The sequence below is a fragment of the Prochlorococcus marinus str. MIT 9201 genome, assembly GCF_000759955.1.
Lineage (GTDB): Bacteria > Cyanobacteriota > Cyanobacteriia > PCC-6307 > Cyanobiaceae > Prochlorococcus_A > Prochlorococcus_A marinus_G.
Map to the genome: position 1 here is coordinate 117,458 of NZ_JNAL01000018.1, position 25,891 is coordinate 143,348.

At 29.7% G+C, this 25,891-nt stretch carries 26 protein-coding genes; 14 read left to right on the top strand and 12 right to left on the bottom strand.

All coding sequences use genetic code 11. From position 1 onward, the window contains the following. Nucleotides 1-1,125, top strand: coding sequence for a pyridoxal phosphate-dependent aminotransferase (locus tag EU95_RS00970; RefSeq protein WP_032522877.1), 1,125 nt, complete (start codon nucleotides 1-3; stop codon nucleotides 1,123-1,125). Here the strand turns inward: EU95_RS00970 and EU95_RS00965 are convergent. Further along, on the bottom strand, nucleotides 1,104-2,195 hold the full coding sequence (locus EU95_RS00965; protein WP_032522878.1) for a UDP-N-acetylglucosamine--N-acetylmuramyl-(pentapeptide) pyrophosphoryl-undecaprenol N-acetylglucosamine transferase: 1,092 nt from the start codon (nucleotides 2,193-2,195) through the stop codon (nucleotides 1,104-1,106). The genes EU95_RS00970 and EU95_RS00965 overlap by 22 nt on opposite strands. 41 nt (nucleotides 2,196-2,236) lie before the next feature. Here EU95_RS00965 and EU95_RS00960 point away from each other — a divergent pair, with 41 nt between their 5' ends. Further along, nucleotides 2,237-2,962, top strand: coding sequence for a hypothetical protein (locus tag EU95_RS00960; protein WP_032522879.1), 726 nt, complete (start codon nucleotides 2,237-2,239; stop codon nucleotides 2,960-2,962). A gap of 1 nt (nucleotide 2,963) precedes the next feature. On the opposite strand, the gene EU95_RS00955 is transcribed toward EU95_RS00960, so the two are convergent. Beyond that, the gene (locus EU95_RS00955) at nucleotides 2,964-4,172 is read right to left on the bottom strand and encodes a phosphoglycerate kinase (protein ID WP_032522880.1); all 1,209 of its coding nucleotides are present in this window, start codon (nucleotides 4,170-4,172) and stop codon (nucleotides 2,964-2,966) included. A gap of 212 nt (nucleotides 4,173-4,384) precedes the next feature. On the opposite strand from EU95_RS00955, the gene ylqF reads away from it, so the two are divergent. Both ylqF and EU95_RS00945 read left to right on the top strand, forming a co-directional pair. Further along, a complete protein-coding gene (gene ylqF / locus EU95_RS00950; protein ID WP_032522881.1) occupies nucleotides 4,385-5,257 on the top strand; it encodes a ribosome biogenesis GTPase YlqF in 873 nt (290 codons plus the stop codon). Then, nucleotides 5,248-6,207 carry an RluA family pseudouridine synthase gene (locus EU95_RS00945; RefSeq protein ID WP_032522882.1) on the top strand — a complete coding sequence of 320 codons (960 nt, stop codon included), beginning with the start codon at nucleotides 5,248-5,250 and terminating at the stop codon, nucleotides 6,205-6,207. Before ylqF ends, EU95_RS00945 begins: the two co-directional genes overlap by 10 nt. On the opposite strand, the gene EU95_RS00940 is transcribed toward EU95_RS00945, so the two are convergent. After that, the gene (locus EU95_RS00940) at nucleotides 6,200-7,798 is read right to left on the bottom strand and encodes an ABC transporter ATP-binding protein (RefSeq protein WP_032522883.1); all 1,599 of its coding nucleotides are present in this window, start codon (nucleotides 7,796-7,798) and stop codon (nucleotides 6,200-6,202) included. The genes EU95_RS00945 and EU95_RS00940 overlap by 8 nt on opposite strands. A 55-nt stretch (nucleotides 7,799-7,853) precedes the next feature. Here EU95_RS00940 and EU95_RS00935 point away from each other — a divergent pair, with 55 nt between their 5' ends. Then, nucleotides 7,854-10,163 carry a RelA/SpoT family protein gene (locus tag EU95_RS00935; protein ID WP_032522884.1) on the top strand — a complete coding sequence of 770 codons (2,310 nt, stop codon included), beginning with the start codon at nucleotides 7,854-7,856 and terminating at the stop codon, nucleotides 10,161-10,163. An 18-nt stretch (nucleotides 10,164-10,181) separates the two neighbouring features. Here the strand turns inward: EU95_RS00935 and EU95_RS00930 are convergent, their stop codons facing one another. Next, nucleotides 10,182-10,625 carry a DUF2062 domain-containing protein gene (locus EU95_RS00930; RefSeq protein ID WP_032522885.1) on the bottom strand — a complete coding sequence of 148 codons (444 nt, stop codon included), beginning with the start codon at nucleotides 10,623-10,625 and terminating at the stop codon, nucleotides 10,182-10,184. Nucleotides 10,626-10,692: 67 nt separating this feature from the next. On the opposite strand from EU95_RS00930, the gene mnmE reads away from it, so the two are divergent. The 4 genes from mnmE to EU95_RS00910 all read left to right on the top strand — a co-directional run bounded on the left by mnmE (nucleotide 10,693) and on the right by EU95_RS00910 (nucleotide 15,968). Then, a complete protein-coding gene (gene mnmE, locus EU95_RS00925; protein ID WP_032522886.1) occupies nucleotides 10,693-12,075 on the top strand; it encodes a tRNA uridine-5-carboxymethylaminomethyl(34) synthesis GTPase MnmE in 1,383 nt (460 codons plus the stop codon). 75 nt (nucleotides 12,076-12,150) lie between these two features. Beyond that, nucleotides 12,151-13,017: a carboxylating nicotinate-nucleotide diphosphorylase gene (gene nadC, locus EU95_RS00920; RefSeq protein WP_032522887.1), complete on the top strand. Its 867-nt coding sequence runs from the start codon at nucleotides 12,151-12,153 to the stop codon at nucleotides 13,015-13,017. Nucleotides 13,018-13,044: 27 nt separating this feature from the next. Further along, on the top strand, nucleotides 13,045-14,859 hold the full coding sequence (gene argS, locus EU95_RS00915; RefSeq protein WP_032522888.1) for an arginine--tRNA ligase: 1,815 nt from the start codon (nucleotides 13,045-13,047) through the stop codon (nucleotides 14,857-14,859). Beyond that, nucleotides 14,859-15,968 (top strand): pyridoxal phosphate-dependent aminotransferase, encoded by a 1,110-nt coding sequence (locus EU95_RS00910; RefSeq protein WP_032522889.1) that lies wholly within the window; start codon nucleotides 14,859-14,861, stop codon nucleotides 15,966-15,968. Before argS ends, EU95_RS00910 begins: the two co-directional genes overlap by 1 nt. On the opposite strand, the gene EU95_RS00905 is transcribed toward EU95_RS00910, so the two are convergent. From EU95_RS00905 to prfB, 6 genes are all read right to left on the bottom strand, one after another. Then, complete coding sequence (locus tag EU95_RS00905) at nucleotides 15,965-16,690, bottom strand: MBL fold metallo-hydrolase (protein ID WP_032522890.1); 726 nt, start codon at nucleotides 16,688-16,690, stop codon at nucleotides 15,965-15,967. The two genes, EU95_RS00910 and EU95_RS00905, sit on opposite strands and share 4 nt — an antisense overlap. Nucleotides 16,691-16,710: 20 nt before the next feature. Beyond that, nucleotides 16,711-17,307 (bottom strand): anthranilate synthase component II, encoded by a 597-nt coding sequence (locus tag EU95_RS00900; protein WP_032522891.1) that lies wholly within the window; start codon nucleotides 17,305-17,307, stop codon nucleotides 16,711-16,713. A 12-nt stretch (nucleotides 17,308-17,319) separates the two neighbouring features. Next, the gene (locus EU95_RS00895) at nucleotides 17,320-17,730 is read right to left on the bottom strand and encodes a diacylglycerol kinase family protein (protein WP_032522892.1); all 411 of its coding nucleotides are present in this window, start codon (nucleotides 17,728-17,730) and stop codon (nucleotides 17,320-17,322) included. Between the two features lie 6 nt (nucleotides 17,731-17,736). Continuing rightward, complete coding sequence (ybeY, locus tag EU95_RS00890) at nucleotides 17,737-18,276, bottom strand: rRNA maturation RNase YbeY (RefSeq protein WP_032522893.1); 540 nt, start codon at nucleotides 18,274-18,276, stop codon at nucleotides 17,737-17,739. Between the two features lie 6 nt (nucleotides 18,277-18,282). Then, nucleotides 18,283-18,465, bottom strand: a complete 183-nt coding sequence (locus EU95_RS00885; protein WP_032522894.1) for a DUF3285 domain-containing protein — start codon at nucleotides 18,463-18,465, stop codon at nucleotides 18,283-18,285. A gap of 3 nt (nucleotides 18,466-18,468) precedes the next feature. Further along, a protein-coding gene (gene prfB / locus EU95_RS00880; protein WP_158462213.1) for a peptide chain release factor 2 occupies nucleotides 18,469-19,591 on the bottom strand; the annotation gives its coding sequence in 2 pieces (ribosomal slippage) (nucleotides 18,469-19,515 and nucleotides 19,517-19,591; 1,122 coding nt in all). 76 nt (nucleotides 19,592-19,667) lie between these two features. Between prfB and grxC the strand changes: the two genes are divergently transcribed. Next, a complete protein-coding gene (gene grxC / locus EU95_RS00875; RefSeq protein ID WP_032522896.1) occupies nucleotides 19,668-19,922 on the top strand; it encodes a glutaredoxin 3 in 255 nt (84 codons plus the stop codon). 5 nt (nucleotides 19,923-19,927) lie between these two features. Beyond that, nucleotides 19,928-20,851, top strand: coding sequence for a glutathione synthase (gene gshB / locus EU95_RS00870; RefSeq protein WP_032522897.1), 924 nt, complete (start codon nucleotides 19,928-19,930; stop codon nucleotides 20,849-20,851). Here gshB and EU95_RS00865 read toward each other — a convergent pair. After that, nucleotides 20,834-22,255, bottom strand: a complete 1,422-nt coding sequence (locus tag EU95_RS00865; protein WP_032522898.1) for a chorismate-binding protein — start codon at nucleotides 22,253-22,255, stop codon at nucleotides 20,834-20,836. The genes gshB and EU95_RS00865 overlap by 18 nt on opposite strands. A 101-nt stretch (nucleotides 22,256-22,356) precedes the next feature. Between EU95_RS00865 and menA the strand changes: the two genes are divergently transcribed. The 3 genes from menA to EU95_RS00850 are packed head-to-tail and all read left to right on the top strand — an operon-like array spanning nucleotide 22,357 to nucleotide 25,435. After that, a complete protein-coding gene (menA, locus tag EU95_RS00860; protein ID WP_032522899.1) occupies nucleotides 22,357-23,274 on the top strand; it encodes a 2-carboxy-1,4-naphthoquinone phytyltransferase in 918 nt (305 codons plus the stop codon). Then, nucleotides 23,271-24,236: an o-succinylbenzoate synthase gene (locus tag EU95_RS00855; protein ID WP_032522900.1), complete on the top strand. Its 966-nt coding sequence runs from the start codon at nucleotides 23,271-23,273 to the stop codon at nucleotides 24,234-24,236. Before menA ends, EU95_RS00855 begins: the two co-directional genes overlap by 4 nt. Beyond that, nucleotides 24,233-25,435, top strand: coding sequence for an AMP-binding protein (locus EU95_RS00850; RefSeq protein ID WP_032522901.1), 1,203 nt, complete (start codon nucleotides 24,233-24,235; stop codon nucleotides 25,433-25,435). The genes EU95_RS00855 and EU95_RS00850 overlap by 4 nt, the downstream gene beginning before the upstream one ends. Nucleotides 25,436-25,438: 3 nt before the next feature. On the opposite strand, the gene EU95_RS00845 is transcribed toward EU95_RS00850, so the two are convergent. After that, nucleotides 25,439-25,891, bottom strand: coding sequence for an acyl-CoA thioesterase (locus EU95_RS00845; RefSeq protein WP_032522902.1), 453 nt, complete (start codon nucleotides 25,889-25,891; stop codon nucleotides 25,439-25,441).

A 25,891-nucleotide genomic window follows, 5' to 3' on the forward strand; every position in this document is an offset into this window, starting at 1 on the left:
ATGAATAAATCAGAACCTAATGATTACTCAAAAGAAGCCCTGCAAATATCAAACTCACAGCATGGAGGAAATGTATATACAAATGCAAAAAAATTAAATTTATTACCCTCTGAAATCATTGATGCAAGTGCCTCATTAGTACCCTTTGATCCCCCTCAAATCCTGATAGATTCATTAAACAAAGAAATTAAGAATCTTGGATTTAGATATTACCCTGATAGAAACTTGAGTGATCTAAAAGAAATAATAGGGAAATTTCATGGGATAAATCCAGAGAATATATTGCCTGGCAATGGAGCTTCTGAGCTTATAACCTGGGCAGGTTATGAAGCATCCAAATATGGAAAAAGTTGTGTTCCCGCTCCATCCTTTCTAGATTATGAAAGATCCTTAAATTGTTGGAATAGTAATTTAATACATTGCGAATTACCAAAAAACTGGAATAATATTTTCCCTCAATCATTTCCGCTTCATCCAAGAGGTGACGTCATATGGATAACAAACCCACATAACCCAACCGGCCAATTATGGGGAAAAAATTCATTAGAAGAAATAGTGAAAAAATATAAATTAGTTATCTGTGATGAGGCTTTCTTATCAATAACACCCAATGGAGAAAGGGAATCTTTAATACCATTAACCCAAAAGTATGATAATTTATTAGTCTTGAGAAGCTTAACTAAAATATTCAATATTCCTGGTCTTAGATTAGGTTACGTTATTGGCTCATCGAAAAAACTTAAGCAATGGAATATCAATAGAGATCCTTGGCCCTTAAATTCCTTTGCAATTAAAGCCGGAATTGACTTACTAAGTAATAAGAAATTCTATGAAAAATGGATAAAACAGATTCACCGCTGGATAAATATTGAAAGAGAGAGGGTATTTGAAAAATTATCAAAAATAGAAAACCTTAAAGTTCACAACTCTTCAACCAACTTTTTTTTAATAGAAAGTAAAACATCCTTATCACCCAATATAAAATACTTAGAAAATAAAGGCATATTACTTAGAGAATGTACTTCATTTAGATTTCTTGACGAAAAATGGGCAAGAATAAGTTTACAGAGTAAGAAAAATAACACTCTTTTATGTAAAGAAATTCATAATTCCTTTAAAAAGTAATTAAGAAATTTTTTAATCTCAATTTTAGATTGCATTTTATTATTATTTTCCATATTCTTCTTCATAAGCTCTAATATTTCAAAGTAATTTTTTCCGTTTTTTGATTCTATATTAAAAATTCTTTCTAAGGTTTCCTCAAAAACTTCTTTGGAAATTTTATTTTGATTTATTAAAACTGATCCTCCAATCTCGGCAAGGATCATTGCATTTTTCTCTTGGTGATTATTTTTTGAATAAGGAAATGGAATTAAAATTGAAGGTTTTTCAGTCTGTATTAGTTCATTTATTGTTCCCGCACCAGATCTCGATATTACAAGATCACAGTTTTGAATTAAAGCTGCGATTTCATTAGTAAATTTCTTTTGAACATAATATTTGGAATTTTTTACATTAAAGAACAGTTCATTAAATTCGCCAATAATATGGACTACCCGAAACTGTTTTTTCATTAAAAATTCCAGTGATTCGTCAAGAATTTGATTTATAGCTTTTGAACCTTGACTTCCTCCCATAACAATCAAAAGAGGTCCTTTCCCTTTTGGAACCCAATCCGGCAAGGGATTAGAATTATAGAATTGCTCTCTTAAAGGAGTACCAGTAAAAATAGTTTTACAATTTCTTAAATAAGAATTTGTTTTCGTAAATCCTAAAAAAACATAGTTACACAAAAAACCAAAATATTTCGTGACCATTCCTGGAATTAAATTGGATTCATGAATAATGACAGGTATACCAAGAATTTTTGAAGCAACAATCGTAGGGGCAGATATATAACCTCCAGTAGTAAAAACCAAGGTAATTTTTTTTTCTTTTAAGATCCTAATTATTTGGAAAGTGGACATTAAAATTTCTAAATATTGATAAAACAAAAAAATATTTTTTCTTGGTGTCTTTATATTTAAAGTCCTCAAATTATATTTTTTGGGAATTAAATTTGCATCAAGTCTTTTGTGAACCCCCAACCAATGAATATTCCATTCATCCTCTACCTCTTTACAAACTGCTAAAGCTGGGAAAATATGGCCTCCTGTTCCACTAGCTGCAACTAATAAATTATTTTTTTTAGACATAAAAACGCAAATTAGTAAAATGAAAATAATAAATAATAAATATGTTTAATTTAAACTTATTCAAAAATATTGGAGTCACTCTCTACTTATTTATTTATCTCATTATTCCTTATTCAGCAATAACGCAAACTTTAAAAGTTGATTTCATAAGAAATCTAGAAATCTCTTTAAATAAGAGAGACTTAGAGTTTATAAAAAAAAATTTTAGAAATGATGAAAAACAAAATATCCCAAAACAGTTTTCAAAAATTGTCAATGATTTCCCTGACAGCAAATGGAAGATCAAAAGATTAAAATCAAATGTTCCAAATAAAGAAATTTTGAGAATAAAAGTTTCAGGGGAAAAAATGGTAAATGGAGAAATGTATACACTCAATTCCAATTTTGATTATTTATTTTCTATTGTAAATGGGAAAATAGATCAGGGAATTGTCAAAAATTTATTCACAACAATAAGAAATGATGATAAAAAAATAGATATTAGTTTTAAAATTCCAGATAAAGTTCTAACTGGCTCAAAATATGATATCGACATTATTCTAAATAAACCTCTTGAAGAAGTTATTATTGCTGGTGCTATAAAACCACATCAAGTTAATTCATTTTTTGAACAAGAAATATTATTGGAGCCATTATCATCAGGGGGGATTTTCAAAATAACAAGAGCCCCTTCAACACCAGGGATCCAAATATGGTCAGGGATTATAGCTCATCCTGAGGGAATGATTACTTTCACAAAGAGTATTGATATAGTTGATAAGTTATAGCCTAAGCGTCGTTTAAAGCAGCTACACCAGGTAAAGTTTTACCTTCTAAAAGTTCTAAACTAGCCCCACCACCAGTAGATATATGAGACATTTTCTCAGCTAATCCAGCTTTCTCTACTGCTGCAACTGAATCTCCACCACCGATTATTGTACAAACTTCAGAAAAAGCACTTAAATCCGCAAGAGTAGTAGCGACTGCATTTGTACCTTCTGCGAATTTATCAAATTCGAAAACGCCCATAGGTCCATTCCAAATTATTGTCTTACATTCTGCAAGAGCATTTTGAAAAACTTTAATAGAATCTGGACCAATATCAAGACCCATCCAGTTGCCACTAATTGAATCAATTTGAGATATTTTACTTTCGGCGTCAGGAGAAAATTCATTAGCCAAAACAACATCAGTAGGCAATAATAATTCGACTCCTTTTGCTTTTGCTTTTGCCTCTAAATCTTTAGCGAGTTCAAGTTTATCTTCTTCTACTAAGCTCTTTCCTACATCTAGACCTCTAGCTTTATAAAAAGTAAAAATCATACCTCCACCTATCATAATTTTGTCGCATTTATCTAGTAAAGAGTCGAGCACTCCGATTTTGCTACTAACCTTAGATCCTCCAACTATTGCTGCCAACGGACGCTTAGGGGAATCTATTGCTCCTTGCAAGTATTTTAATTCTTTTTCTAAAAGGAATCCAGCTACTGATGGACTTAAGTAATTAGTAACTCCCTGAGTTGAAGCATGAGCTCTATGAGCAGCGCCAAAAGCGTCATTTACATACATATCTGCATGTGATGATAAATTTTTAGCAAAATCCAAGTCGTTCTTTTCCTCTTCACCAAAAAAACGAACATTTTCAAGTAAAAGAACATCCCCATTAGATAAGCTATTTGATTGTGCAACTGCTTCATCACCAATACAACTTTTAGTAAGAGCAACATTTTGACCCAATATTTCACTTAATCTTGCTGCTACTGGAGTTAATCTCATTTTTTCATTTACTTGACCCTTTGGTCTACCAAAATGAGCAGCTAAGATAACTTTTGCAGAATGATTAATGAGATATTTAATAGTTGGGATCGCTGCACGAATACGTGTATCGTCTGTTATTTGACCATCTTCATTTAATGGAACATTAAAATCTACTCTGACAAGAACTTTTTTTCCTTCTAAATGCGTCTTGTCAAGACTGGAAAGAGATAATTTTGACATTAAATAAGCTTAATTTTTAATCTTAAGACCCTAACGTTAATTTGGGCTTATTGGGTTAAAAAGTAGTTACTGTTACTTATGCCTTAATAAATTTTAAGAATTAACGTTTATAAAAATTTTTTAGTTATTAAATTTATACTAAACTTTAGAAGTAAATACTTTTGAAACTTAGAAAACTAAAAGGAATACAAAATTTTATTTAATTTATTTAAGTGGACATACCCAAAATTCAATGGTACCCAGGCCATATTGCAAAAGCAGAAAAGAAATTATCTGAAGTTATCAATAAAGTAGACTTAGTTATAGAAGTCAGAGATGCACGAATTCCTTTGTCAACAGGACATCCACACTTAAATAAATGGATAAATAATAAAAAACATATCCTTGTTATTAATAGATCAGACATGATCTCTCCTAAAACAATCAATAGTTGGAATAAATGGTTTAATGCTAAAGATCAATACCCTCTTTGGTGTGATGCAAAACGAGGAATAGGTATTAAAGAAATTTGTAAGTCCGCCAAAGAGTCTAGATCGTCAATCGACGAAAGAAGACTCTCTAGAGGAATGAGAATCAGGCCAATTAGAGCCCTTACACTTGGTTTTCCAAACGTAGGGAAGTCAGCATTAATTAATAGAATTGCAAAAAAAAGAGTAGTAGATAGTGCTAGGAAAGCAGGCGTAACCCGTAATTTAAGATGGATAAAATTAGAAAGTGGTATAGATCTGCTAGATGCTCCTGGTGTTATACCTCCAAATTTAGAAGATCAGAAATCAGCACTTAATCTTGCACTATGCGACGATATTGGTGAAGCTGCTTATGAAATAGAGAATGTCGCAATTGGATTTATCAAAATTATTTCCACCCTCAACAAAGATAAGAATGCGAATATCTCAGTAAAACAAATATCTAATAGATATGGAGTTGATATTACAAAAGGCTTTAAGAGTCCATCTGCTTGGATAGATGAAGCAGCTTCAAAACATACCTCAGGCGATAAAAGGAGAATGTCTCATAAATTATTGGAAGATTATAGAAATCAAATGCTTGGTAAAATTGCTTTAGAAGTCCCAAAATGGAATTAAATAATCAAAATTCTTTCGGCATTGGAGAGGGTGAGCTTATAGAAATTATTTATGAGCTACCACTTCCTATGAGGCTAGACAGATGGTTGGTAAGTAAAAGACCAGAACAAAGTAGAGCAAGAATTCAACACTTTATAAATTCAGGATTAGTACTTGTAAATTATAAGACCGCGAAAGCAAAGACTCCATTAAAAAATGGCGACAATGTTCAAATATGGATGCCTCCTCCAGAACCTCTTATTTATTTGAAACCTGAAAAAATAGATTTAAAAATCCTTTTTGAAGACGAGCACATCATAGTAATCAATAAACAATCAGGACTAATTGTTCATCCAGCCCCTGGACACAAATCTGGAACTTTAGTTAATGGATTACTTTTTCACTGTAATGATCTACCTGGAATTAATGGAAAACTAAGACCTGGTATTGTTCACAGATTAGATAAAGATACCTCCGGATGTATGGTGGTAGCAAAAAGCCAAGAGGCATTAGTAAATCTACAGAAACAAATTAAAGAAAAAATAGCATCACGCGAATATATTGCAGTAATTCATGGAGCACCAAATTGTGAAGAAGGCCAAATCGTAGGACACATTGGAAGAGATAAATTAAATAGGTTGAAATATAAAGTTGTTGAAGAAAATTCAGGGAGGTTTGCCTGTACCTATTGGAAATTGGAAGAAAGATTTGGCAATTACTCATTAATGAGTTTCAAACTAGATACGGGGAGAACGCATCAAATAAGAGTTCATTGCGCTCACATTAATCATCCAATTGTGGGTGATCCATTATATGGAAGATGTAAAAAACTACCGTGTAAATTAGAGGGCCAAGCATTGCACGCTATTAAGCTTGGACTTATACATCCAATAAATGGTAATAAAATGATATTTGAAGCAGAGTTACCATCAGATTTTCAAAAATTACTAAGTGTTCTTAAAGTTAAATAAGATTTAAAGAGGAATTTATAAGCGATTTTGTATAAGTGTTCTTAGTTTTAGAGAATATTGTAGAACTTTCTCCTTCATCAACTATCTTTCCCTGCTTCATAACTAGCAACCTATCACAAAATCTTTTAGCAATACCTAAATCATGAGTAATAAAGATAATGGTTAACTCCATTTTTTCTTGCAAGATTCTAAGTAATTCAAGAATTTCTATTTTTACTGAAGCATCTAACATATTTACACTCTCATCACAAATCAAAATTTTTGGTTTCAACAATAGTGCCCTTGCTAGTGAAATTCTTTGCAATTGACCACCAGATAGTTGGCTAGGATAAGAATTAAAAAAATCATTCTTTAAGGGAAGATTTAAATTTTTAAACATTAATTTTATTTCCTTTTCAATTTTTCTTTTATCTGAAATTTTTTGAATAAAAAATATATCTTCCAAAATATTTTTAATTTTCATTTTCGGGTTCAAACTTGAAAAAGGATCTTGAAAAATAATTTGCATATTTTTATGTTTTTTAAAAGATTTATTTTTTTTCAATGCATGCTTTGTATCATAAATTTTTATTTCACCACCTCTTACTTTTAAAAGTCCAATTAAAGCCCTACATAATGTACTTTTACCGCTACCTGAAGAACCAACTATTCCAAGAGTCTCATTTTTATATAATTTGAAACTAACTTCATTTAAAGCCTTATTCCATTTATTCGTAAACATTGAAGAATTTAATTTATACCAGTGTCTTAAATTATTTACCTCTAGAATGACCTCATCTCGAACATTATTTTTAGTATTTGGTTCTAATACTATTTTTGAGGCATTTACTAACTTTTTACCAATATCTGATTTTGGTGATTGAAAAATATCTAATATATTTCCTTTTTCGACGATCAATCCTTTTTCAATTATTGCAACTTTTTTACACCACTTTGCTGCAAGATTAATATCGTGACTAATTAAAATTAAAGTAGTATCGAATTCATTACATAACTGAATTATTTCTTGCATAATTTCAAAACTTGTTCTGGTATCTAAGCTTGTTGTAGGTTCATCAGCTATCAATAATTTAGGTTTTAAAGCAAGAGCCATTGCTATACAAACTCTCTGTCTCATTCCACCGCTAAATTGATGAGGGTAAGAATCCAGTCTGCTTTCTTCAATTCCTACTTTTTGAAAAACTTCTTTTACTAATTTTTTAATAAGTACAGATGATTTAGTTTGATCATGAGTTTTAAATAATTCATATAAGTGATCCCCAACTCTCATCAGTGGATTAAGTTTTTTTATGGAATCTTGATAGATAAATCCAAAATTTTTTCTTCTAAATAATTGTGCTTCTTCGTTATTTATGTTCCTAGGATCTATACAGGAAATTGATAGATACCCTTTAGAAGTTGCATTTTCAGGCAATATATTTACTAATGTTTTTGCAAAAGTAGTCTTTCCGCATCCAGAGGGGCCTATTATGGCCAAGTGATCGCCTCTATCTATTTCAAGATTAAAATTTTTGATGATAGGTTGCTCTTTTAAACCATATTTCACAGTAAGATTTTTAACTTCAAGAATTTTTTCTTTATTTATTTCCATGATTTTATAGCAAATTTTTCAAGACCTAAATAAAATACATCTAAAGCAATATAAAATGTCTGAGGCAGCTGCAAATTCAAAAGAAAAAAAAGAAATTGAAGTTTCCAAAATTATTTTGCCTGAAAATAAAAAATATGAAAGTGAATCTTTGGATTATCAAATAAATATTCCCAATTGGCTTCTTAAAGATATTAATAATTTTGAAAAATCAATTAAACAAAATGATGATGATCAAAACCTTGTAGTAAAGGCTTTTAAACTTGCTTATAAAGCACATGATGGACAATTCCGAGCGAGTGGCGACCCATACATTATCCACCCAGTTGCTGTAGCAAACCTCCTCAAAGAAATAGGTGCTAGTTCATCTGTTATTGCTGCAGGACTTTTACATGATGTTGTTGAAGATACTGGCATTGAATTATCCGAAATAGAAACAAATTTTGGATTAGAAGTAAAAATACTTGTAGAAGGTGTAACAAAATTAGGAGGGATTCACTTTAACAACAGGACTGAAGCACAAGCTGAAAATCTTAGGAAAATGTTTTTGGCTATGGCAAGCGATATAAGAGTTGTTTTAGTAAAACTTGCAGATCGACTTCATAACATGAGAACAATTGAATGGTTAAATGATGAAAGAAAACAAAGAATAGCAAGAGAGACAAGAGAGATTTATGCACCGTTAGCTAATCGACTAGGAATTAATAGATTTAAATGGGAATTAGAAGATTTAGCTTTTAAATTCTTGGAGCCTAAAGAATATCAAGATCTTAAAGATCAAATTGCTGTTAAAAGAAGTGATAGAGAAAAAAGATTAAAAGTAACTTTGAATCTTATGAAAGAAAACTTAGTCTCAGCGGGTTTAAAAAACTTTGAAATTACTGGCAGACCAAAACATCTTTATGGCATCTGGAGCAAAATGGAAAGACAGCAAAAGCAGTTTCACGAAATTTATGATGTTGCTGCTCTAAGAATTATTGTGGATAATTCAGATAGTTGTTATCGAGCATTAGCGGTTGTACATGATACCTTCAAACCTATTCCAGGAAGATTTAAAGACTATATAGGATTACCAAAACCCAATGGATATCAGTCTCTACATACTTCAGTAATTGGAAGACATCGACCTATTGAAGTTCAAATTAGAACTACTTCCATGCATCAAATTGCTGAATATGGAATCGCCGCTCATTGGCAATATAAAGAGGGAGGTTCTCCTGCTAAAAGCAACGCCGAAAGATTTAATTGGTTAAGACAACTAGTTGAATGGCAACAAGAAGGTAATGAAGGGGATCATAATGATTATTTGGCTTCAATTAAAGAAGATTTATTTGATGAAGAAGTTTTTGTTATCACTCCAAAAGGAGATGTTGTGGGATTACGAAAAGGATCTACCGCAATAGATTTCGCCTACAGAATTCATTCTGAAGTTGGAAATCACTGTAATGGAATAAGAATTAATGAAAAGCTTTCTCCATTATCTACAGCACTCCAAAATGGTGATTTCATAGAAATTTTGACAAATAATAATGCCACTCCAAGCTTAGATTGGCTGAACTTTGTAGTTACGCCAACTGCTAAAAATAGAATCCGCCAATGGTATAAGAAAAGCCATCGGGATGAAACAATTAAAAGAGGTAGGGATTTACTCGAAAAAGAAGTAGGTCGAAATGGTTTTGAAACATTACTTTCTAGTGATGCCATGAAGAAAGTTGCAAATCGATGCAATTTAAAAACCACTGAAGACCTGCTTGCATCACTTGGTTTTGGAGGGTTAACATTACATCAAGTATTAAACAGACTAAGAGAAGAAATAAAATTACAGACAGAAGATATTAAAAATGATTCTAATTCTGAAATAGCAAAATCTCTTAAAAGTAATAGTAATTTATCCACTAATAAATCTCATACGACGACTAAATCACCGATTTCCGGGATAGAAGGTCTTGATTACAGAATAGGTAAATGCTGTGCCCCACTTCCAGGCGAGGAGATTATCGGAACTGTATCGCTCGGCAATCACGGCATAACAATACATAGGGCTGATTGTGAAAATGTAATTCCAATTCCCATAGAGAGAAGATTACCTGTTGGTTGGAATCAAGATAATAAAACTGGCGATAATAAGTTTCCAATTCAGCTAAGAATAGAAGTAATTGATAGAGTTGGAGTCCTTAAGGATATTCTTATGCGGTTATCTGATAAAGGCATAAACGTTAGCGATGCAAATGTTAAGACTGCTTATGGTAAACCAGCTATTATCAATCTCTGCGTAGGTCTAGAAAGTTATAATCAACTTCACAAAACAATTGACCAAATTAAATCAATGGCAGATGTTTTAGATATTGCAAGAGTTGGACAAATTTAGTTTTAAAATGAGACCAATCTATCTTTTAATATTTATCTTGTAGATAAAGAAAACAATACTGCCGCAAAACAAAGCTAATAAAAAGCCAACACAAGATGAGCCTAAAAGTAATTTTAAGGAAAAAATTCTTCCTTGCTTCCATAAGTCATCAATCACCAAACTTTTTTCAATAATTTTATTAGAAGAAGTATTTAACAAAATCGAACCAACTTTATAGTTAAAATAATAAAGTGGGATATAAGTAAAAGGATTACTTATCCAAGTTCCAATTGCAGCTAGAACAATATTTCCCTTGGCTAGTTTTGCAAAAAATACCCCTATTAAAGTCTGAAAACCAAAAAAAGGAAAGCAGCCGCTAAATACACCTATAGCTATACCTTTAGCATTAAAGAAAGGACTTCCATTCTGATTCCTAAATAATGATAGAATTTTCTTATAGGAAATACCTCTTTTAGATCTCATTCAGAAAGAAAAAATTCAAAATTAAATTCTTGATAATCTTACTTAATTATCTATTACAAAGCGAGAGATGGATTCGATAGTTACTACAGACGATACTATAGCCGCAATTGCTTCAGCTATAAGTATAGGGAAAGGAGGAGTTGCGATAATAAGAGTCTCAGGTAAAGACTCAATAAATTCTTGCAAAAAGATTGTTCAAACTAAATCAAAATATGCATGGGAATCACATAGAGTTTTTCACGGTTTTATTCATGAAAATGCACAAAATAAATTTATAGATGAGGTCTTAATTTTAGTGATGAAATCACCAAATAGCTTTACAGGAGAGGATGTTGTTGAACTACATTGCCATGGAGGAACTATCTTAGTAAATAAAGTTCTCAAGATATTATTAGCAATTAATTCTAGAGTTAGACTTGCAAATCCAGGAGAATTTAGTCAAAGAGCTTTTCTAAATGGGAAAATAGATCTTACTCAAGCCGAGTCAATTAATCAATTAATTAACGCAAGCAATATCAGATCAGCAGAGTTAGCTTTTAGCGGGGTTCAAGGAGAAATAAAGAAAAAAATTGATGATGTTAAAAATGACCTTATAAATCAACTTTGTGAGATAGAAGCGAGAGTTGATTTTGAAGAGGACTTCACAGATTTTGATTACAGTAAATATCTAAAAAACATCAAAAAAGTGAAAGAAAAAATAGAGTTACTTATAGAAAATTCAAAAAGAACTTCATATATTCATAATGGGATCTCCATTGCGCTTATAGGGAAAACAAATGTTGGTAAAAGTTCTTTACTAAATTTGCTTGCAAAAAAAGAGAAGGCAATAGTAACTAATATTCCTGGAACGACAAGAGATGTTATTGAAGTGAATTTAACTATTAATGACATCCCAATGAAAATAATTGATACTGCTGGCATAAGAAAAACTGATGAACAAATTGAAAGTATTGGAATTAAAAAAAGTTTTGGAAAAATTAAAGAGTCAGATTTTATAATTTATATTTATAGTCTTGAAGAAGGATTTAATGAAGAAGATAAAAAAATAATAAAAGAAATCCCCAAAGAAAAATTAATTACAATTGTGGGTAATAAAAAAGATTTAATTGATTCTAAAAATATTAAATCAAATGAGTTAAAAAATACAATTCTTATGAGCATTAAGAATAATGATGGCGAAAGATTATTAATCAACACAATCATAAAAAAATGTGGATTAAAACAGTTAGAAAATATCAATATATTTTTAAACGAAAGACATCTAACGAATTTGTCCGCTTGCCTATGTAATTTAAATGATACTGATGCAATAGTTAAAAATAGATTGCCATTCGATTTGTTATCAATAGAACTTAGAGATGGTATTCAAAACTTATCTAAAATAACTGGTCAAGAATTAACAGAAGAGCTTCTAGATAATATTTTTTCTAAGTTTTGTATTGGTAAATAAATTTGAGTTAAATTACATAGTGATTTATAGTTGGTTCTCTAACTTCAATTGAATCATTAATTATTTTTTAATTTAGTGGATCTGCATACTCTAACAATAAGTAAGATCATTGATAATTGGATCGATGAAGATATAGGTAGGGGAGATCTAACAAGTCCCTCAATTACAGAAGATAATGGAAATGCATATTGGATTGCAAAAGAGGAGGGTATATTTTGTGGGGTTGAAATTTTAAGAGAAATTTTTAAAAAAATTGATTTAAAAATAAGTCCAAAATTTAATATCTCTGATGGAGATAAATTTGTTAAAGATCAGAAACTCTTAGAAATATATGGACCTTCAAAAAGTTTACTCGCTAGTGAAAGGATCAGCTTGAATATAGCAATGCATTTATCTGGAATATCAACATATACAAGGAATCTTGTTGATAAGTTAGAAGGCACAAATATAAAATTAGCAGATACTAGAAAAACGACTCCTGGCTTAAGAATATTTGAAAAATATGCATTCAAATGCGGAGGTGGAGTGAATCATAGAATGGGATTGTACGACGCGGCTATGATAAAAGAAAATCATATTGCATGGACAGATAATCTTAATAATGCAGTACAAAAAATTCGCCTAAATTCGCCTTTTACAACTCATATCATAATTGAAGCTGAGAATATCGAACAGGCAAAAGAAGCAGTATTAGCTGGGGCGGACAGTATCTTATTAGATGAACTTAGTCCTGAAACAATCAAAAAAAACGTTCAAGAATTAAGAGATTTATCAATTAATAGCTTAAAAAAAGAAGTCAATAAAAATTTGATAATAGAAGTTTCTGGAATAAAACCTGAAGAAATTAGTAAATATCTAATAAAAGGTATTGATTTGATTTCAACAAGTTCTTCAATTACCAAAAGTGATTGGATTGATTTAAGTATGCGTTATATTAATTAATCATACAGATAAATAATTGAATAAATAATGCTAATCATTTTTAAAGAATTAACAAATAGCTTTGAACAATCTCTTTTAGATAGTCTTAAAAAAAATCAAAAAGAAAGAGAGTTCGAAATTCTTAGAAAAAATTTAATTACACAATCATCAAAAGAGGAATTTGGTGATTATCAATGTAATGTTTGTTTAAGTTTATCTAAAATATATAAAAAGAATCCAAGAGATATTTCTAATGATTTTATTAACCTTTTAAATAAAAATACAAACATATCAAAATTATGTAAGAATTTAGAAATAGCTGGACCTGGATTTATAAATATAAAATTAAAAGATGAAGTTCTAATAAATGAAATCAAATCAAATATTCAATGCCCAAGAGCTGGAGTACCTCAAATTAAAAAAGATTTAGATAGTGGCTTATCAAATAAAGTCATTGTAGATTTTTCTAGTCCTAATATTGCTAAAGAAATGCATGTAGGGCATTTAAGATCAACAATAATAGGAGATTCAATATCCAGAATTTTCGAGTTAAGAGGTTATCAAGTATTAAGACTTAATCATGTCGGCGATTGGGGAACGCAATTTGGAATGCTTATTACTCAGCTCAAAGATTTATATTTAAATGATTTAGAAGAGATAGGAAACATCAAGATAAGTGATTTAGTTGAATTTTATAAAGAATCAAAAAAAAGATTTGATAATGAATCTGAATTCCAAAAAAGATCTAGAGAGGAAGTAGTTAAGTTACAAAGTGGAGATATTAAATCAATTAAAGCTTGGAAATTATTATGTGATCAATCTAGAAAAGAATTTGAAGAAATCTATAAAAATTTGAAAATAAAAATAAAAGAAAGAGGTGAATCTTTTTATAATCCCTTCTTAAAATCAGTTATTGAGGATTTGAACTTTAAAAAAATATTGGTAGAAGATCAAGGAGCAAAATGTGTATTTTTAGATGGGATGACTAATAAAGAAGGCAAGCCTTTACCGCTAATTATTCAAAAAAAAGATGGAGGTTTCAACTATGCCACCACAGATCTTGCTGCTATAAGATACAGATTCAATAAACCTCCTAATGGGGATGATGCTTCGAGAATTATTTATGTAACTGATCATGGACAAGCAAATCATTTTGCTGGAGTTTTTCAAGTTGCAAAAAAAGCAAAATGGATCCCAGACAATTGTCAAGTAGACCATGTCCCTTTTGGTTTAGTTCAAGGAATTGATGGCAAAAAACTAAAGACAAGGGAAGGTGAGACAATACGTTTAAAAGATTTATTAAAAGAAGCAGTTAAAAGAGCAAAAGAAGATTTATTGAAAAGATTAGCAGATGAAAATCGTTATGAGACAGATGATTTTATTACAAATACTTCAAGAATTATTGGAATAGGAGCTGTTAAGTATGCAGATTTAAGCCAAAATAGGATTACTAATTATCAATTTAGTTTTGATAAAATGCTTTCCCTAAATGGCAACACGGCTCCTTATTTACTATATACACTTGTAAGAATTGCAGGTATTAAAAGAAAAAATAATTTTGTTTATGACTCTAAAGATTTTCAATATATAAATTATGAACATAAATCTGAGTGGAAACTTATCAGAAAATTACTTAAGTTCGATGAAGTCATAATATCTATTGAAAAAGACTTAATGCCTAATAGATTATGCAATTATTTGTTTGAGCTATGCCAGACTTTTAATAGATTCTATGATCAAGTGTCAATACTCAAAGAAGAAAAATATATAAAAATTTCTAGACTAAATTTATGTGATCTAACTGCAAAAACACTAAAATTAAGCTTAGAGCTTCTAGGAATTGAAACATTAGAAAGAATGTAATGAATGATTTTGATCAATTAAATAATCTTTTCCCAAAACCAAGAGAAGAAATAATAAATATGCAGTCTTACTCTGCACCTTTAGAAAATAGAAGAAATTTACTCCGCTTAGACTTTAATGAAAATACTTTAGGTCCAAGTCCTCAAGTTTTAGAAGCATTACAAGCGATAAAATTAGATGAGATTTCAATTTATCCAGAATATAATTTTTTAAAAAAATTTTTATGTGATAAATACCTTGATTCAAGAAAATTTGATATTGATGAAATAGGAATTTTCAATGGAGCAGATGCAGCAATAAATGCAATTTTCAATTGCTTTGGAGAAAAAAATCAAATATTTCTAACCACAAATCCAACTTTTGGTTACTATTCTCCTTGTGCAGAAATGCGAGGAATGAAGAAAATAAGTTGTTCTTATATTGGAGAGAATTTTCTATTCCCAATCGAAAAATTTAGGGAAAAAATAATAAAACATAATCCAAAATTAATATTTATTTGTAATCCAAATAATCCAACAGGTACGGTTTTAAGCTCTAAAGAAATAATTAATCTAGCTCAAATAAAACACGATTCATTAGTAGTTGTTGATGAACTATATGAAAAATTTAGTGGAGATAGTTTACTTGAATCAATAGATTTTGAAAAGAATAATAATATAATAATAATCCAATCTCTTTCAAAAACTGCAGGTTTAGCTGGTTTAAGAATAGGATTTACTTTTGGCAATAAAAGTTTAATTCAGTACATAAATAAAGTAACTGGACCATATGATGTAAATAGCTTTGCTATAACAGCAACATTAGCAGCACTTAAAGACAAATCATATATTAATAATTATGTTTTAGAAGTAAAAAAAGCGAGGGAATGGATTTTTAATAAATTCAAATCAACAGAAATCAGAACCCACTTTAGTGGAGGTAATTATTTCTTAATTTGGCCAAAAAAAGAACCTAAAATCTTAATACAAAAGATGAGAGAAAAAGGTATTCTTATTAGAAGTATGGAAAATAAAAAAGATATTGGAAAGTCAATAAGGGTTAGTATTGGAACTAAAGAACAAATGATTTTTTTCTGGGACAATTACAAGATTTTAGATTTAATAAATTAATTACTGAAAATATAAATTGTATTTTGATCGATTGTTTTAGGTTTTATTTGAAAATCTTTTCCAACATATTTCACTTTAAAATCATTCATATTTTCGATAAACAAATCAGCATTTGAGAAATCACATTCTTTATTAGTTTGTTGGCCACGTTCAAAGTGAACAGGAATAACTACATTAGGTTTTAAGATCTTAACTATTCTTGAAGCTTCTTTTCCATCATAAGATTTTATTCCTCCTCCAATTGAAATAAATAAGATATCTGGGCGAGACAAAATTATTTGACTATTAATATCAATATCACCAGCAGCTCCTCCCATATGAACAATTTTTAGATCATTTTGCTCCCAACTCCAAACAGTTGCCATCCCAAACCTTCTTCCATCTACTCTGTCATGTGGTACAGAAATTCCATTTAATAAAATATCCTCAAATTGATAGATTCCTGGCTCAACAAACATTAATTGATCATTAGGGTTATATCCTTCATCTGGAAGCCTAGAACTAGCCAAGATAAAATCTATATTGACTTCTTTTGGCTCCTTTAAATTACTTGCACAACCTATTGCTTTAAAGGGATTTATGAGAATTGATTTTTCTGCACTATTAATTAAAAAACTACTATGCCCCAAACTTTTTATTACTAAATTCCTTGCCAATAATGAAGTTGGCAAAAAAGAGCTAAGTAATATTAAGAAGAAAATGTTTTTAATTTGAGAAATCATAATGTTAACTTTTTTGTATTTTACTTTTGTTCAGCCATTTTTAGAAAATTACTAATTAATTTATGACCAAATTGTGTCAATACACTTTCAGGATGGAACTGTACCCCATGTAAGTGTTTATATTCTTTGTGAGAGATAGCCATGATAGTTGAGTCTTCTAAAGTTGCAGTTATCTCGAAACAAGATGGCAAAGAACTTGAATCAACTATAAGACTATGATATCTAGTGGCTACAAATGGAGTCTCAATATCTTTAAACAATCCTTTTTGATTATGAAATATTTTGGATGTCTTACCATGCATAAGTTCTTTCCCAACTACAACCTTACCTCCAAAAGCTTGGGCCAAAGCTTGATGACCTAAACAAACTCCCAATGTCGGAATATTTTTAGATAATTTTTTTAGTATTGGCAGACAAATTCCAGATTGATCTGGATTACCAGGACCTGGAGACAATAGGATGCCGCTAGGATTTAGTTTGATAATTTCTTCTAAAGTAATTTCATCATTTCTTTTAACTATTAATTCTTTAGTTATTTCATGCTCGACTGTAAGTTCTCCTAAATATTGAACAAGGTTATAAGTAAAACTATCGTAATTATCAATAACAAGAAACATATTTATATAGATTTAAAATAAGAACTTTATTCTAGGAACAAAGATATATAAAGCAATAATAACAGAATTAATGGAAGCTAATAATACTGCTCCTGCAGAAGTATCTTTTGAAATTTTAGCTAAACTACTAAATTCTTTTTTCACTACTAAATCAACTATTGATTCAATAGATGTATTTAATATTTCTAGTATTAAAACAGACATAATTGTGGCGATCAAAATTACATAATTACTTAGACTAATTTTTAGTAAAAAACCAATAATTAAACTTGAAACTGCAAAAATTAATTGAATTTTAAAATTTCTTGAAGTTTTTAATACGTAACTAATTCCGCTTAAAGCGTACTTAAAACTTATTAATACATTGGTAGAAGTTTTGTATGATTCTTTTCGATTTCCTAAAAAGTTAATTTTTTTTTCCATAGATTTTTAATCTAATCTGGTAATTAAATATTCCTGAAAATTTAACATATTTTCTAAATCAAAATCATTATTATGTTCCCATCCCAAAAGATGTAAAAATCCATGACTAGCCAACCAGAGCATCTCTTTATAGATTGAATTTTTATATTCATAAGATTGCTCAAGTGCCATCTCTAATGATATAAATATATCTCCTAACTCTATGTGATCTAAAGTATTTAGAGATTCATCAGAATTGATTGGAAAAGATAGAACGTCAGTTGGACCATTTTTTTGCATCCACTTCTTATTCATAGAAGCAATTTCTTGATTAGATATTATCTGTAAACCTAATGAAAATGATTTTTTTTCAAAAATAAAATTTGGCAATTTATAATCATCTTTTTTTAATATCATATTTATCCAAGATAAAAAAACTTTCTCCCAAAAAATAGATTCAAAAATAAGTTTAGTTTTAGTATCTTTTAAATTGTTTGAAAATTGAGAAAAATCATTACATTCAAAAACCAAATCTAAATTTATTTCAGAAATAATTTTTTCTTTCATAAATTCTCAGACAGGAATATTAGGTTTACCTATTGTAGCCACAAGTATTAATATCCCAATTAAAACAATTAGGGTTATTGAAAAATGAGAAATACTTTTCGAACCCTTCCTTACCATATTTCTCATAGCAAGCTTAATAAAGCTTGGAGGAGCAACTTTTTTTTCTAAATTTTCGTTTTTATTTTCCATTAGTTATTCAATAGATTCGTTAGCAGAAATATTCATGCGTAATAATTCATGAATAAATGGTTCAAGTCCACCATCTAAAACACTATCTAAGTCGTTGGTCTCTTTCATAGTCCTAAGATCTTTTACCATTTGATAGGGATGGAAAACATAATTTCTTATTTGATTGCCCCATGCAGCTTCGACAATATCACCTTTAATATCAGCAACTTCTGCAGCTCTTTGTTCTTTAGCAATCACAAGTAGTTTAGACTTGAGAAGTAACATAGCTTTTTCTTTATTTTGTAATTGAGATCTTTCTTGAGTGCATCTTACTGAAATCCCTGAAGGCAAATGAACAATTCTTACTGCTGTTTCTACTTTATTAACATTTTGTCCTCCAGCTCCACCAGATCTACTCGTTGTAATTTCTAAATCTTTTTCAGGTATATCAAGTGAAATATTATCATCTAATTTTGGCATAACCTCTACCCCTGCAAAGCTGGTTTGTCTTTTGCCATTAGCATTGAAAGGAGAAATTCTTACTAATCTATGAGTTCCTTTTTCATGTTGCAGATAACCATATGCATACTTTCCATCAATTTCAAACGTTACACTTTTAATACCTGCTTCTTCTCCTTGAGATAATTCATTGATGATGAAGCTCATTTGATTATTATCGGCCCATCTTGAATACATTCTTAATAATATCTCTACCCAATCCTGAGCATCTGTTCCACCCGCACCTGCGTTAATAGAAATTACTGCTCCTTCTTTATCATATTCACCACTTAACAATCTTTCAAATTCCCATTTATCTAAATTCTCTCTTAATTGATTTAAGCCCTGCTGGGATTCCAAAATCATTTCCTCTTCAGGTTCTAAAGAATAAAGTTCGAGAGAGGCATTAGCATCAGAAATAAAAGTTTTCCATTTATCTAACAATTCGAGTTGTGCTTTGACATCATCTAGGATTAGCATTTGTTTTTTCGCTTCTCCTTGATTCTCCCAAAATTCAGGCTGAGCAGAAATCTGCTCTAACTCTCTCATTTTCGCTTTTAATCTAGGAACGTCAAAGACAATCCTGAGCATTACCCAGGCGCTCTGTTAGTTCAGAAAGATCTTTTTTGAAATCTGTAATATCTATCAAAATAGAATTTAATCGTTATTTATAATCTAACAAGCACTTTTGTTTAATAGTATAAACTAAGTATTATTTTAAAACAATGTCCAAAGTTGAAATTTATACTTGGCAATATTGCCCATTCTGTATTCGAGCAAAATCACTACTCAAGAAAAAAAATATAAACTTTACAGAATATAAAATAGATGGAGACGATGATGCCAGAGCATTGATGATTGAAAGAGCTGATGGTAGAAGAACATTACCACAAATATTTATAGATAATGAGGGTATTGGAGGCTGCGATGATCTCTATATATTAGAAAATGAAAATAAATTAGACACATTATTAAGCTAGATTTTATGAAATTTTTATTCGTAATAGATCCAATAAAGAATATAAATCCCTTAAAAGATTCAACTGCTGCTTTAATGCAAGCATCATCAAAAAAAAATATTGAAATCTGGAGTTGCACTCCTCAAGACCTTGAAGCTAGAGGCGATGAAGTATGGGCATCTTCCGTAAAAATTGAAGTAAATCCGTGGATTTCTCTCAAAGATAATGATTGCGTACCTCTCGCCGAATTTAATTGCATTTGGATGAGAAAAGATCCTCCTGTAAATGAGGCTTATTTATATGCAACCCATCTTTTAGAAGTTGCCGAAAGAAAAGGAGTCAAAGTGATCAACAAACCCTCATCGTTAAGAGCATGGAATGAAAAGCTAGGTGCTTTGAGATACAGCCACTTAATGGCACCTACAATAGTTGCAAGTAAGGTAAAAGATCTTATTAATTTTGCAAATATAAATAATGAAGTAGTCATAAAACCTCTTGGAGGGAAAGGTGGTCAAGGTGTTATAAGGATAAATAAAAATTCTCCAGGCATTAAATCAATCATTGAATTAATCACTTCTCAAGAAGAATTACCCGTTATGATGCAAAAATTTATTCCTGAAGTCGTAGAGGGTGATAAAAGAATAATTATCGTAAACGGTGAAGCAATTGGATCAATAAATAGAATTCCTCAAGGAGGAGATTTTAGGAGTAATTTAGCGATGGGAGGAAAGGCTGAGCCAACATTATTAACAGAAAAAGAAAAAAGTATCTGCTCAGAATTATCTCAACACTTCAAAGATGAGGGTTTATTTTTTGTAGGTATTGATGTCATAAATGGAATGCTTAGCGAGATTAATGTAACTAGTCCAACAGGTTTAAGAGAAATAGAAAATTTATCCAACAAGAGTGTTTCAGAGGAAGTTATTGAAAAATTACTGGAAATTGTCTAAGATTTTAGCGAAAAATATTTGTTTTACTATAGATTCAAATTTTAATTTAATCTCATCTATTTCTTTCTCTAAAACGGAGCCTGAAACTATACCTGAACCCGCAGTAAATTCAATATTTTCTTCAATATACCTAGCTCCTCTTATTGCTAAAAGAAATGAAGCATTTCCTGATGCATCAACCCAACCCATTGGAGAAGCATAATTCCCTCTAGGAAAAGACTCAAGAGTGTTTATCCAATCCAATGCTGCATTTTTTGGGTATCCACAAACAGCCGGAGATGGATGTAAGTTTTTAAGTAATTCAAAAGGACATATATTTTCAACTTTAGAGAAAATTAGTGTCTGCAAATGAGAAATATCTCCAAATGAATTTACCTTTATATCACTTTTTTTAAAGCTTGTTATTTTTGAAACTTCTAGACATTCAATCAAATACTGTATTACGTAATTATGTTCTTTTAAGTCCTTTGTACTATTAAGGAGTTTCTTAAAATTTGAATTAGTAGAGATAGTACCAGCAAGAGCCTCCAAAGTTAAATTAGGTTTAGTAAAAGAAAATAATTTTTCTGGAGATGCTCCAAATAAAATATCCTTACTATTCCTTTTCCAAACGTATCTGCATGTATTTGGTTGATTCTTTTTTAATCTTTTTAAAATTTCTACTAAATCTAATTTATTTTTAAGTTTTATTTTAATCCTATTTGCTAAAACTATCTTTTCGAGGATACCTTTCTCTACTAATTGAATTCCTCTATTTACTACTTTTTTCAAATTTATATTAGAAGTTTCTAAGGAGTACAAGAAGTCATTAATAATAGATAAATCAGAACTAGTTTTCAAGCCAGATGATCTTATTAATTCTGAGCCAGAATTAATTACTTGATTTCTAATTGTCCATATTTCTTCAATTAATGTTCTTAATGATGATTTACCTTCAACATGACCATTGATTCTTAACCAGCAATTCTTATCACTTTTAATAATTAATATTTTTGGTAAGACGGCTTCCAAACTAGGGATATCTGAAGATAAATTTTTATTATTCAGATTTTCAGAAAAAGAAAATAAATAAATTATTTTTGAAAGTGCGGAATTATTTGATTCACTTGTTAAGTTAATTAAATTTTTAAAATTCTCAGAATTAAACTCTTTTGCAACCTCAAATCTTTTTGGACCATCCAAAGTGACATATTTACATTTCTCGAAAGCAATATATGAAAGGCCATCAGATTCCTCCCAAAATGAAGAAAACTGATATTTATCTATAAATAATTCATATACTTTTAATAAATCAATACAAGGAATCTCAACACAAATACTTACTAATCCAGTATTTTCTACTTTCTTATCGAAAGAAGAAAATACATCTTTCAAAAAATCTGTTAAGTTTAAATCATTTTTCATTACTTATTGAAAATAACTAAAAATCATGCAATAAAGTAAAAAATGTAACTCAATTTATAAACTACATTTAATAATGATTGATTTTTATGTGTTAATTAAAAATGGAAGTAAATAAAAAAAAATTATGGAAACAAGCAATAAAATGGCCTCTTTATTCTGTTGCCATACTTCCAGTTTTAATAACAGGGGCTTATTTACTCAATCAATATGAAAAGATAAAAATTAATAATTTGATTGCATTTACTTTAGCTGCAATTTTGATATTACTTTGGGAAAATCTAACTAATGATTTGTTCGACGCAGAAACAGGAATCGATGAATTTAAATTCCATTCAATTGTAAATATTGTAAAAAATAAAAAAATAATTTCATTTATTGCATATACATCTTTAATTGTTGGACTATTAATAATTGCAATTATTTCAGTATCAACAAGTATAAACATTTTTATTTTGGTGGCAGCGTGCTGCTTCTTAGGATATTTATATCAAGGACCGCCTTTTAGATTTGGATATCAAGGTTTAGGAGAACCACTATGCTGGCTTGCATTTGGACCTTTTGCTTACTCTGCAGTCTTAATTGCGTTAAATCCATCTAATATTTACTTCGAAGATATTCCCTGGAAAGTTTCTTTATTACTAGGTTCAGGACCTTCCTTGGCAACAACTCTTGTATTATTTTGTTCTCATTTTCATCAAATTTCTGAAGATAAAAAGCATGGAAAAAATTCACCTTTAGTTCGCTTAGGGGCAAAAAAAGGTTCTCAATTTGTGCCTTGGATAATATTTGCAATATACATTTTTCAACTTTTCACTATAGTTACTGGATTTATTCCAGTTTTTTGTATCTTTTATTTGATTAGTTTTCCTCAAGCAATAAGACTTATAAATTTATTAAGATCTTCATATAAAAAACCTTCTGCAATAAAAAATTGCAAATTCATCGCAATAAAATTTCAAACTCTTAATGGAGTTGGCTTAATCACAGGATTAATATTTAATTACTTGCTTAATAAATGAACTTAATATTTCACAAAAAATCTTACAGATTTAATTTAAACGCCGAAGTAAAAAATTCTAAAACCACTTACCTTAAAAAATCGGGCTGGATAATTAAATTAATAAGAAATGATGAAAAAATTGGGTTTGGAGAAGTTTCACCGCTCAACAAAGAAGACTTAAAAAAGTGCGCGCAACAACTAGATATGATTCCTGAGTATGTAGAAGTATTTAATTTATCTCAGCAAATAAAAATTTTTCACCCATGCATTCAATCTGCAATAAATTCTGCATTAGCTGAGATAAATGGAAAAATAATTTTTAAAGAAAACTATAACTTTGATGAAATTGATAAAACAGTCATACTATTAAATCCTGAAAATGTAATTTCAGATCTAAATAAAATTAAAAAAAGACAATCTAATATTGAAAAATCAGTAACCATAAAGTGGAAAGTAGCGTTAAAAAATAACCATGAGGAAGAAGCAAGTTTAGAAGAAATTTTAAGCGAAATAGGCAATGATATTAAATTAAGAATAGATGCTAATGGTTCTTGGGGAAGAGAGATAGCTAATAGATGGGCTGATATTTTGAAGGATAACAAAAATATAGACTGGTTAGAACAACCTCTCAGTGTTGATGATATTGATGGACTGACAGAACTCAATAAAAAAATCCCTATAGCCTTAGACGAATCACTTATAAAATTTCCAAATTTGATTGATGAGTGGAAAGGTTGGCAAATTCGCAGGCCTTCTCAAGAAAATAATCCAGTTAAGCTTTTAAGAGAATTAGAAAATAAAAAAGGTTTAATATCTATAAGTACCTCATTTGAAACTGGTATAGGGAAGAGATGGCTTTATCATTTATCATCTCTACAATTACAAGGACCAACTCCAAAAGTTCCTGGTTTAGCAATGAATAAATTCCCTAATTCGTTTCTATTTTTAAATAAACCAAAACTGATATGGGATCTACTATGAAAAATAAAATTCATACTATTGAAGTTGAAAATAACGAACCTCAATCTGTAGAGAAAATTATTGAAAAAATAAAAGAGAATAAAATTATTTATATAAAAAACAAATTTTATGAAGACAAAGATATATTAGATTCAATTACTGAAAATGGGCCAGCAATTATCTTAAATAGTAGTGGGAGTTCTGGAAAACCGAGACAATGTTTCCACCATTTAGATAATCTTAAATTATCTGCAGCTACATCAGGTCAATGGCTAATAAATCAAGGATTTGAATTGCAAAACTGCTTAATTTTAAATACTTTACCTCTGAACCATATAAGTGGATTGATGCCTATTTTTAGAAGTCAAATTTGGGGCTGTGATTGTATTAATGTTTCTCCGAAATTGATAAAAAAAACTCGAGAACTTTTACTTTTTACAATTAAATCAAAAAAAAACAAAAAACACTTGATTACTTCTTTAGTACCTACCCAATTACAAAGACTTCTATCACAAAAAGATGGAATTAGTTGGCTAAAAATTTTTGATTTAATTTGGGTAGGTGGAGCATCAATTTCAGAGGAAACTGCAGAAAAATGTATACAAGAAAAAATAAAATTAGCACCTTGTTACGGCTCAACTGAGACAGCAGCAATGGTTACGAGTTTAAAACCAACAGAATTCTTAATGGGTTTTAAAAATGTTGGAGAAATACTACCTGATACAAAAATAAGAATTAATGCAAAAGGATTAATCGAGATAAAATCAGCCAGAATTGGAATCGAAATAATAACCTCTTCAAAAATTGAAAATTTCAAAAATAAAAATGGGTGGTGGCAAACCGGTGATTTAGGTGAAATTAATCAAATCAATAATTCTTTATATTTAAATTTTCTTGGCAGAAGTGATAAAGCTTTTAATTCAGGAGGAGAAATCGTTTTTCCAGAGGTAATTGAATCGCGATTGAATGATTTCATTATCAAAGAAAATATCCCAATTAATAAATTTAATATTTCAAAAGTATCCGACAAATTATGGGGAAATAAGATTAAAATAATTGTTGAATTTAGAGAACTTACAAATCATAAAAATATTGAGAATTCATTAAATTTATTAAAAAAATTTTCTCAAAGGTGGCCTAAACATGAAAAACCTGAAAAATGGATTGTAAAAAACAAAAATTCCAGTGTAGAAAAAATAAACTATAAATTTAAAAAATAATAATTAGCATTCTTTTAAATTTGTACTTATGTTTGAAGCTTCTATCCATCTTTCTAAATGATCTGGAAGTTCTACTTTATTTCTTGAATAAACATCTAAAGAACAATGTATTATTTTTCCTTCTGCTACTTTATTTCCATTTTTCATAAAAAAGCTATTTACTTGGAACAAATGAGTATTAATTTTTTGAGGAGCAATTTTTACTTTTAAGAAATCTCCAATTTTTATAGGCGCAAGAAAGTTTGCTTCGCAATTTACTATAGGAAAAATAATTTGACTTTTACGTGTAGAAAAATCTGGGAAAATATCTTGATAAGGAATACCATAAATTTCAACACTCTCTTCCCAAGCTTCGTGGGACCATTTTAATAAGTTATGAAAATGAATTACACCTGCAGAATCACAATCACCAAATCTTACCTTCTTCTGCAATATTAACCAATCGGCGGGGTTCAT

Bases quoted from the DNA above. Each gene is read 5' to 3' on its own strand.
- EU95_RS00970 (WP_032522877.1), top strand. From the start codon at position 1: ATGAATAAATCAGAACCTAATGATTACTCAAAAGAAGCCCTGCAAATA.
- EU95_RS00965 (WP_032522878.1), bottom strand. From the start codon at position 2,195: ATGTCTAAAAAAAATAATTTATTAGTTGCAGCTAGTGGAACAGGAGGC.
- EU95_RS00960 (WP_032522879.1), top strand. From the start codon at position 2,237: ATGTTTAATTTAAACTTATTCAAAAATATTGGAGTCACTCTCTACTTA.
- EU95_RS00955 (WP_032522880.1), bottom strand. From the start codon at position 4,172: ATGTCAAAATTATCTCTTTCCAGTCTTGACAAGACGCATTTAGAAGGA.
- EU95_RS00945 (WP_032522882.1), top strand. From the start codon at position 5,248: ATGGAATTAAATAATCAAAATTCTTTCGGCATTGGAGAGGGTGAGCTT.
- EU95_RS00940 (WP_032522883.1), bottom strand. From the start codon at position 7,798: ATGGAAATAAATAAAGAAAAAATTCTTGAAGTTAAAAATCTTACTGTG.
- EU95_RS00935 (WP_032522884.1), top strand. From the start codon at position 7,854: ATGTCTGAGGCAGCTGCAAATTCAAAAGAAAAAAAAGAAATTGAAGTT.
- EU95_RS00930 (WP_032522885.1), bottom strand. From the start codon at position 10,625: ATGAGATCTAAAAGAGGTATTTCCTATAAGAAAATTCTATCATTATTT.
- mnmE (WP_032522886.1), top strand. From the start codon at position 10,693: ATGGATTCGATAGTTACTACAGACGATACTATAGCCGCAATTGCTTCA.
- argS (WP_032522888.1), top strand. From the start codon at position 13,045: ATGCTAATCATTTTTAAAGAATTAACAAATAGCTTTGAACAATCTCTT.
- EU95_RS00910 (WP_032522889.1), top strand. From the start codon at position 14,859: ATGAATGATTTTGATCAATTAAATAATCTTTTCCCAAAACCAAGAGAA.
- EU95_RS00905 (WP_032522890.1), bottom strand. From the start codon at position 16,690: ATGATTTCTCAAATTAAAAACATTTTCTTCTTAATATTACTTAGCTCT.
- EU95_RS00900 (WP_032522891.1), bottom strand. From the start codon at position 17,307: ATGTTTCTTGTTATTGATAATTACGATAGTTTTACTTATAACCTTGTT.
- EU95_RS00895 (WP_032522892.1), bottom strand. From the start codon at position 17,730: ATGGAAAAAAAAATTAACTTTTTAGGAAATCGAAAAGAATCATACAAA.
- ybeY (WP_032522893.1), bottom strand. From the start codon at position 18,276: ATGAAAGAAAAAATTATTTCTGAAATAAATTTAGATTTGGTTTTTGAA.
- EU95_RS00885 (WP_032522894.1), bottom strand. From the start codon at position 18,465: ATGGAAAATAAAAACGAAAATTTAGAAAAAAAAGTTGCTCCTCCAAGC.
- grxC (WP_032522896.1), top strand. From the start codon at position 19,668: ATGTCCAAAGTTGAAATTTATACTTGGCAATATTGCCCATTCTGTATT.
- gshB (WP_032522897.1), top strand. From the start codon at position 19,928: ATGAAATTTTTATTCGTAATAGATCCAATAAAGAATATAAATCCCTTA.
- EU95_RS00865 (WP_032522898.1), bottom strand. From the start codon at position 22,255: ATGAAAAATGATTTAAACTTAACAGATTTTTTGAAAGATGTATTTTCT.
- menA (WP_032522899.1), top strand. From the start codon at position 22,357: ATGGAAGTAAATAAAAAAAAATTATGGAAACAAGCAATAAAATGGCCT.
- EU95_RS00855 (WP_032522900.1), top strand. From the start codon at position 23,271: ATGAACTTAATATTTCACAAAAAATCTTACAGATTTAATTTAAACGCC.
- EU95_RS00850 (WP_032522901.1), top strand. From the start codon at position 24,233: ATGAAAAATAAAATTCATACTATTGAAGTTGAAAATAACGAACCTCAA.
- EU95_RS00845 (WP_032522902.1), bottom strand. From the start codon at position 25,891: ATGAACCCCGCCGATTGGTTAATATTGCAGAAGAAGGTAAGATTTGGT.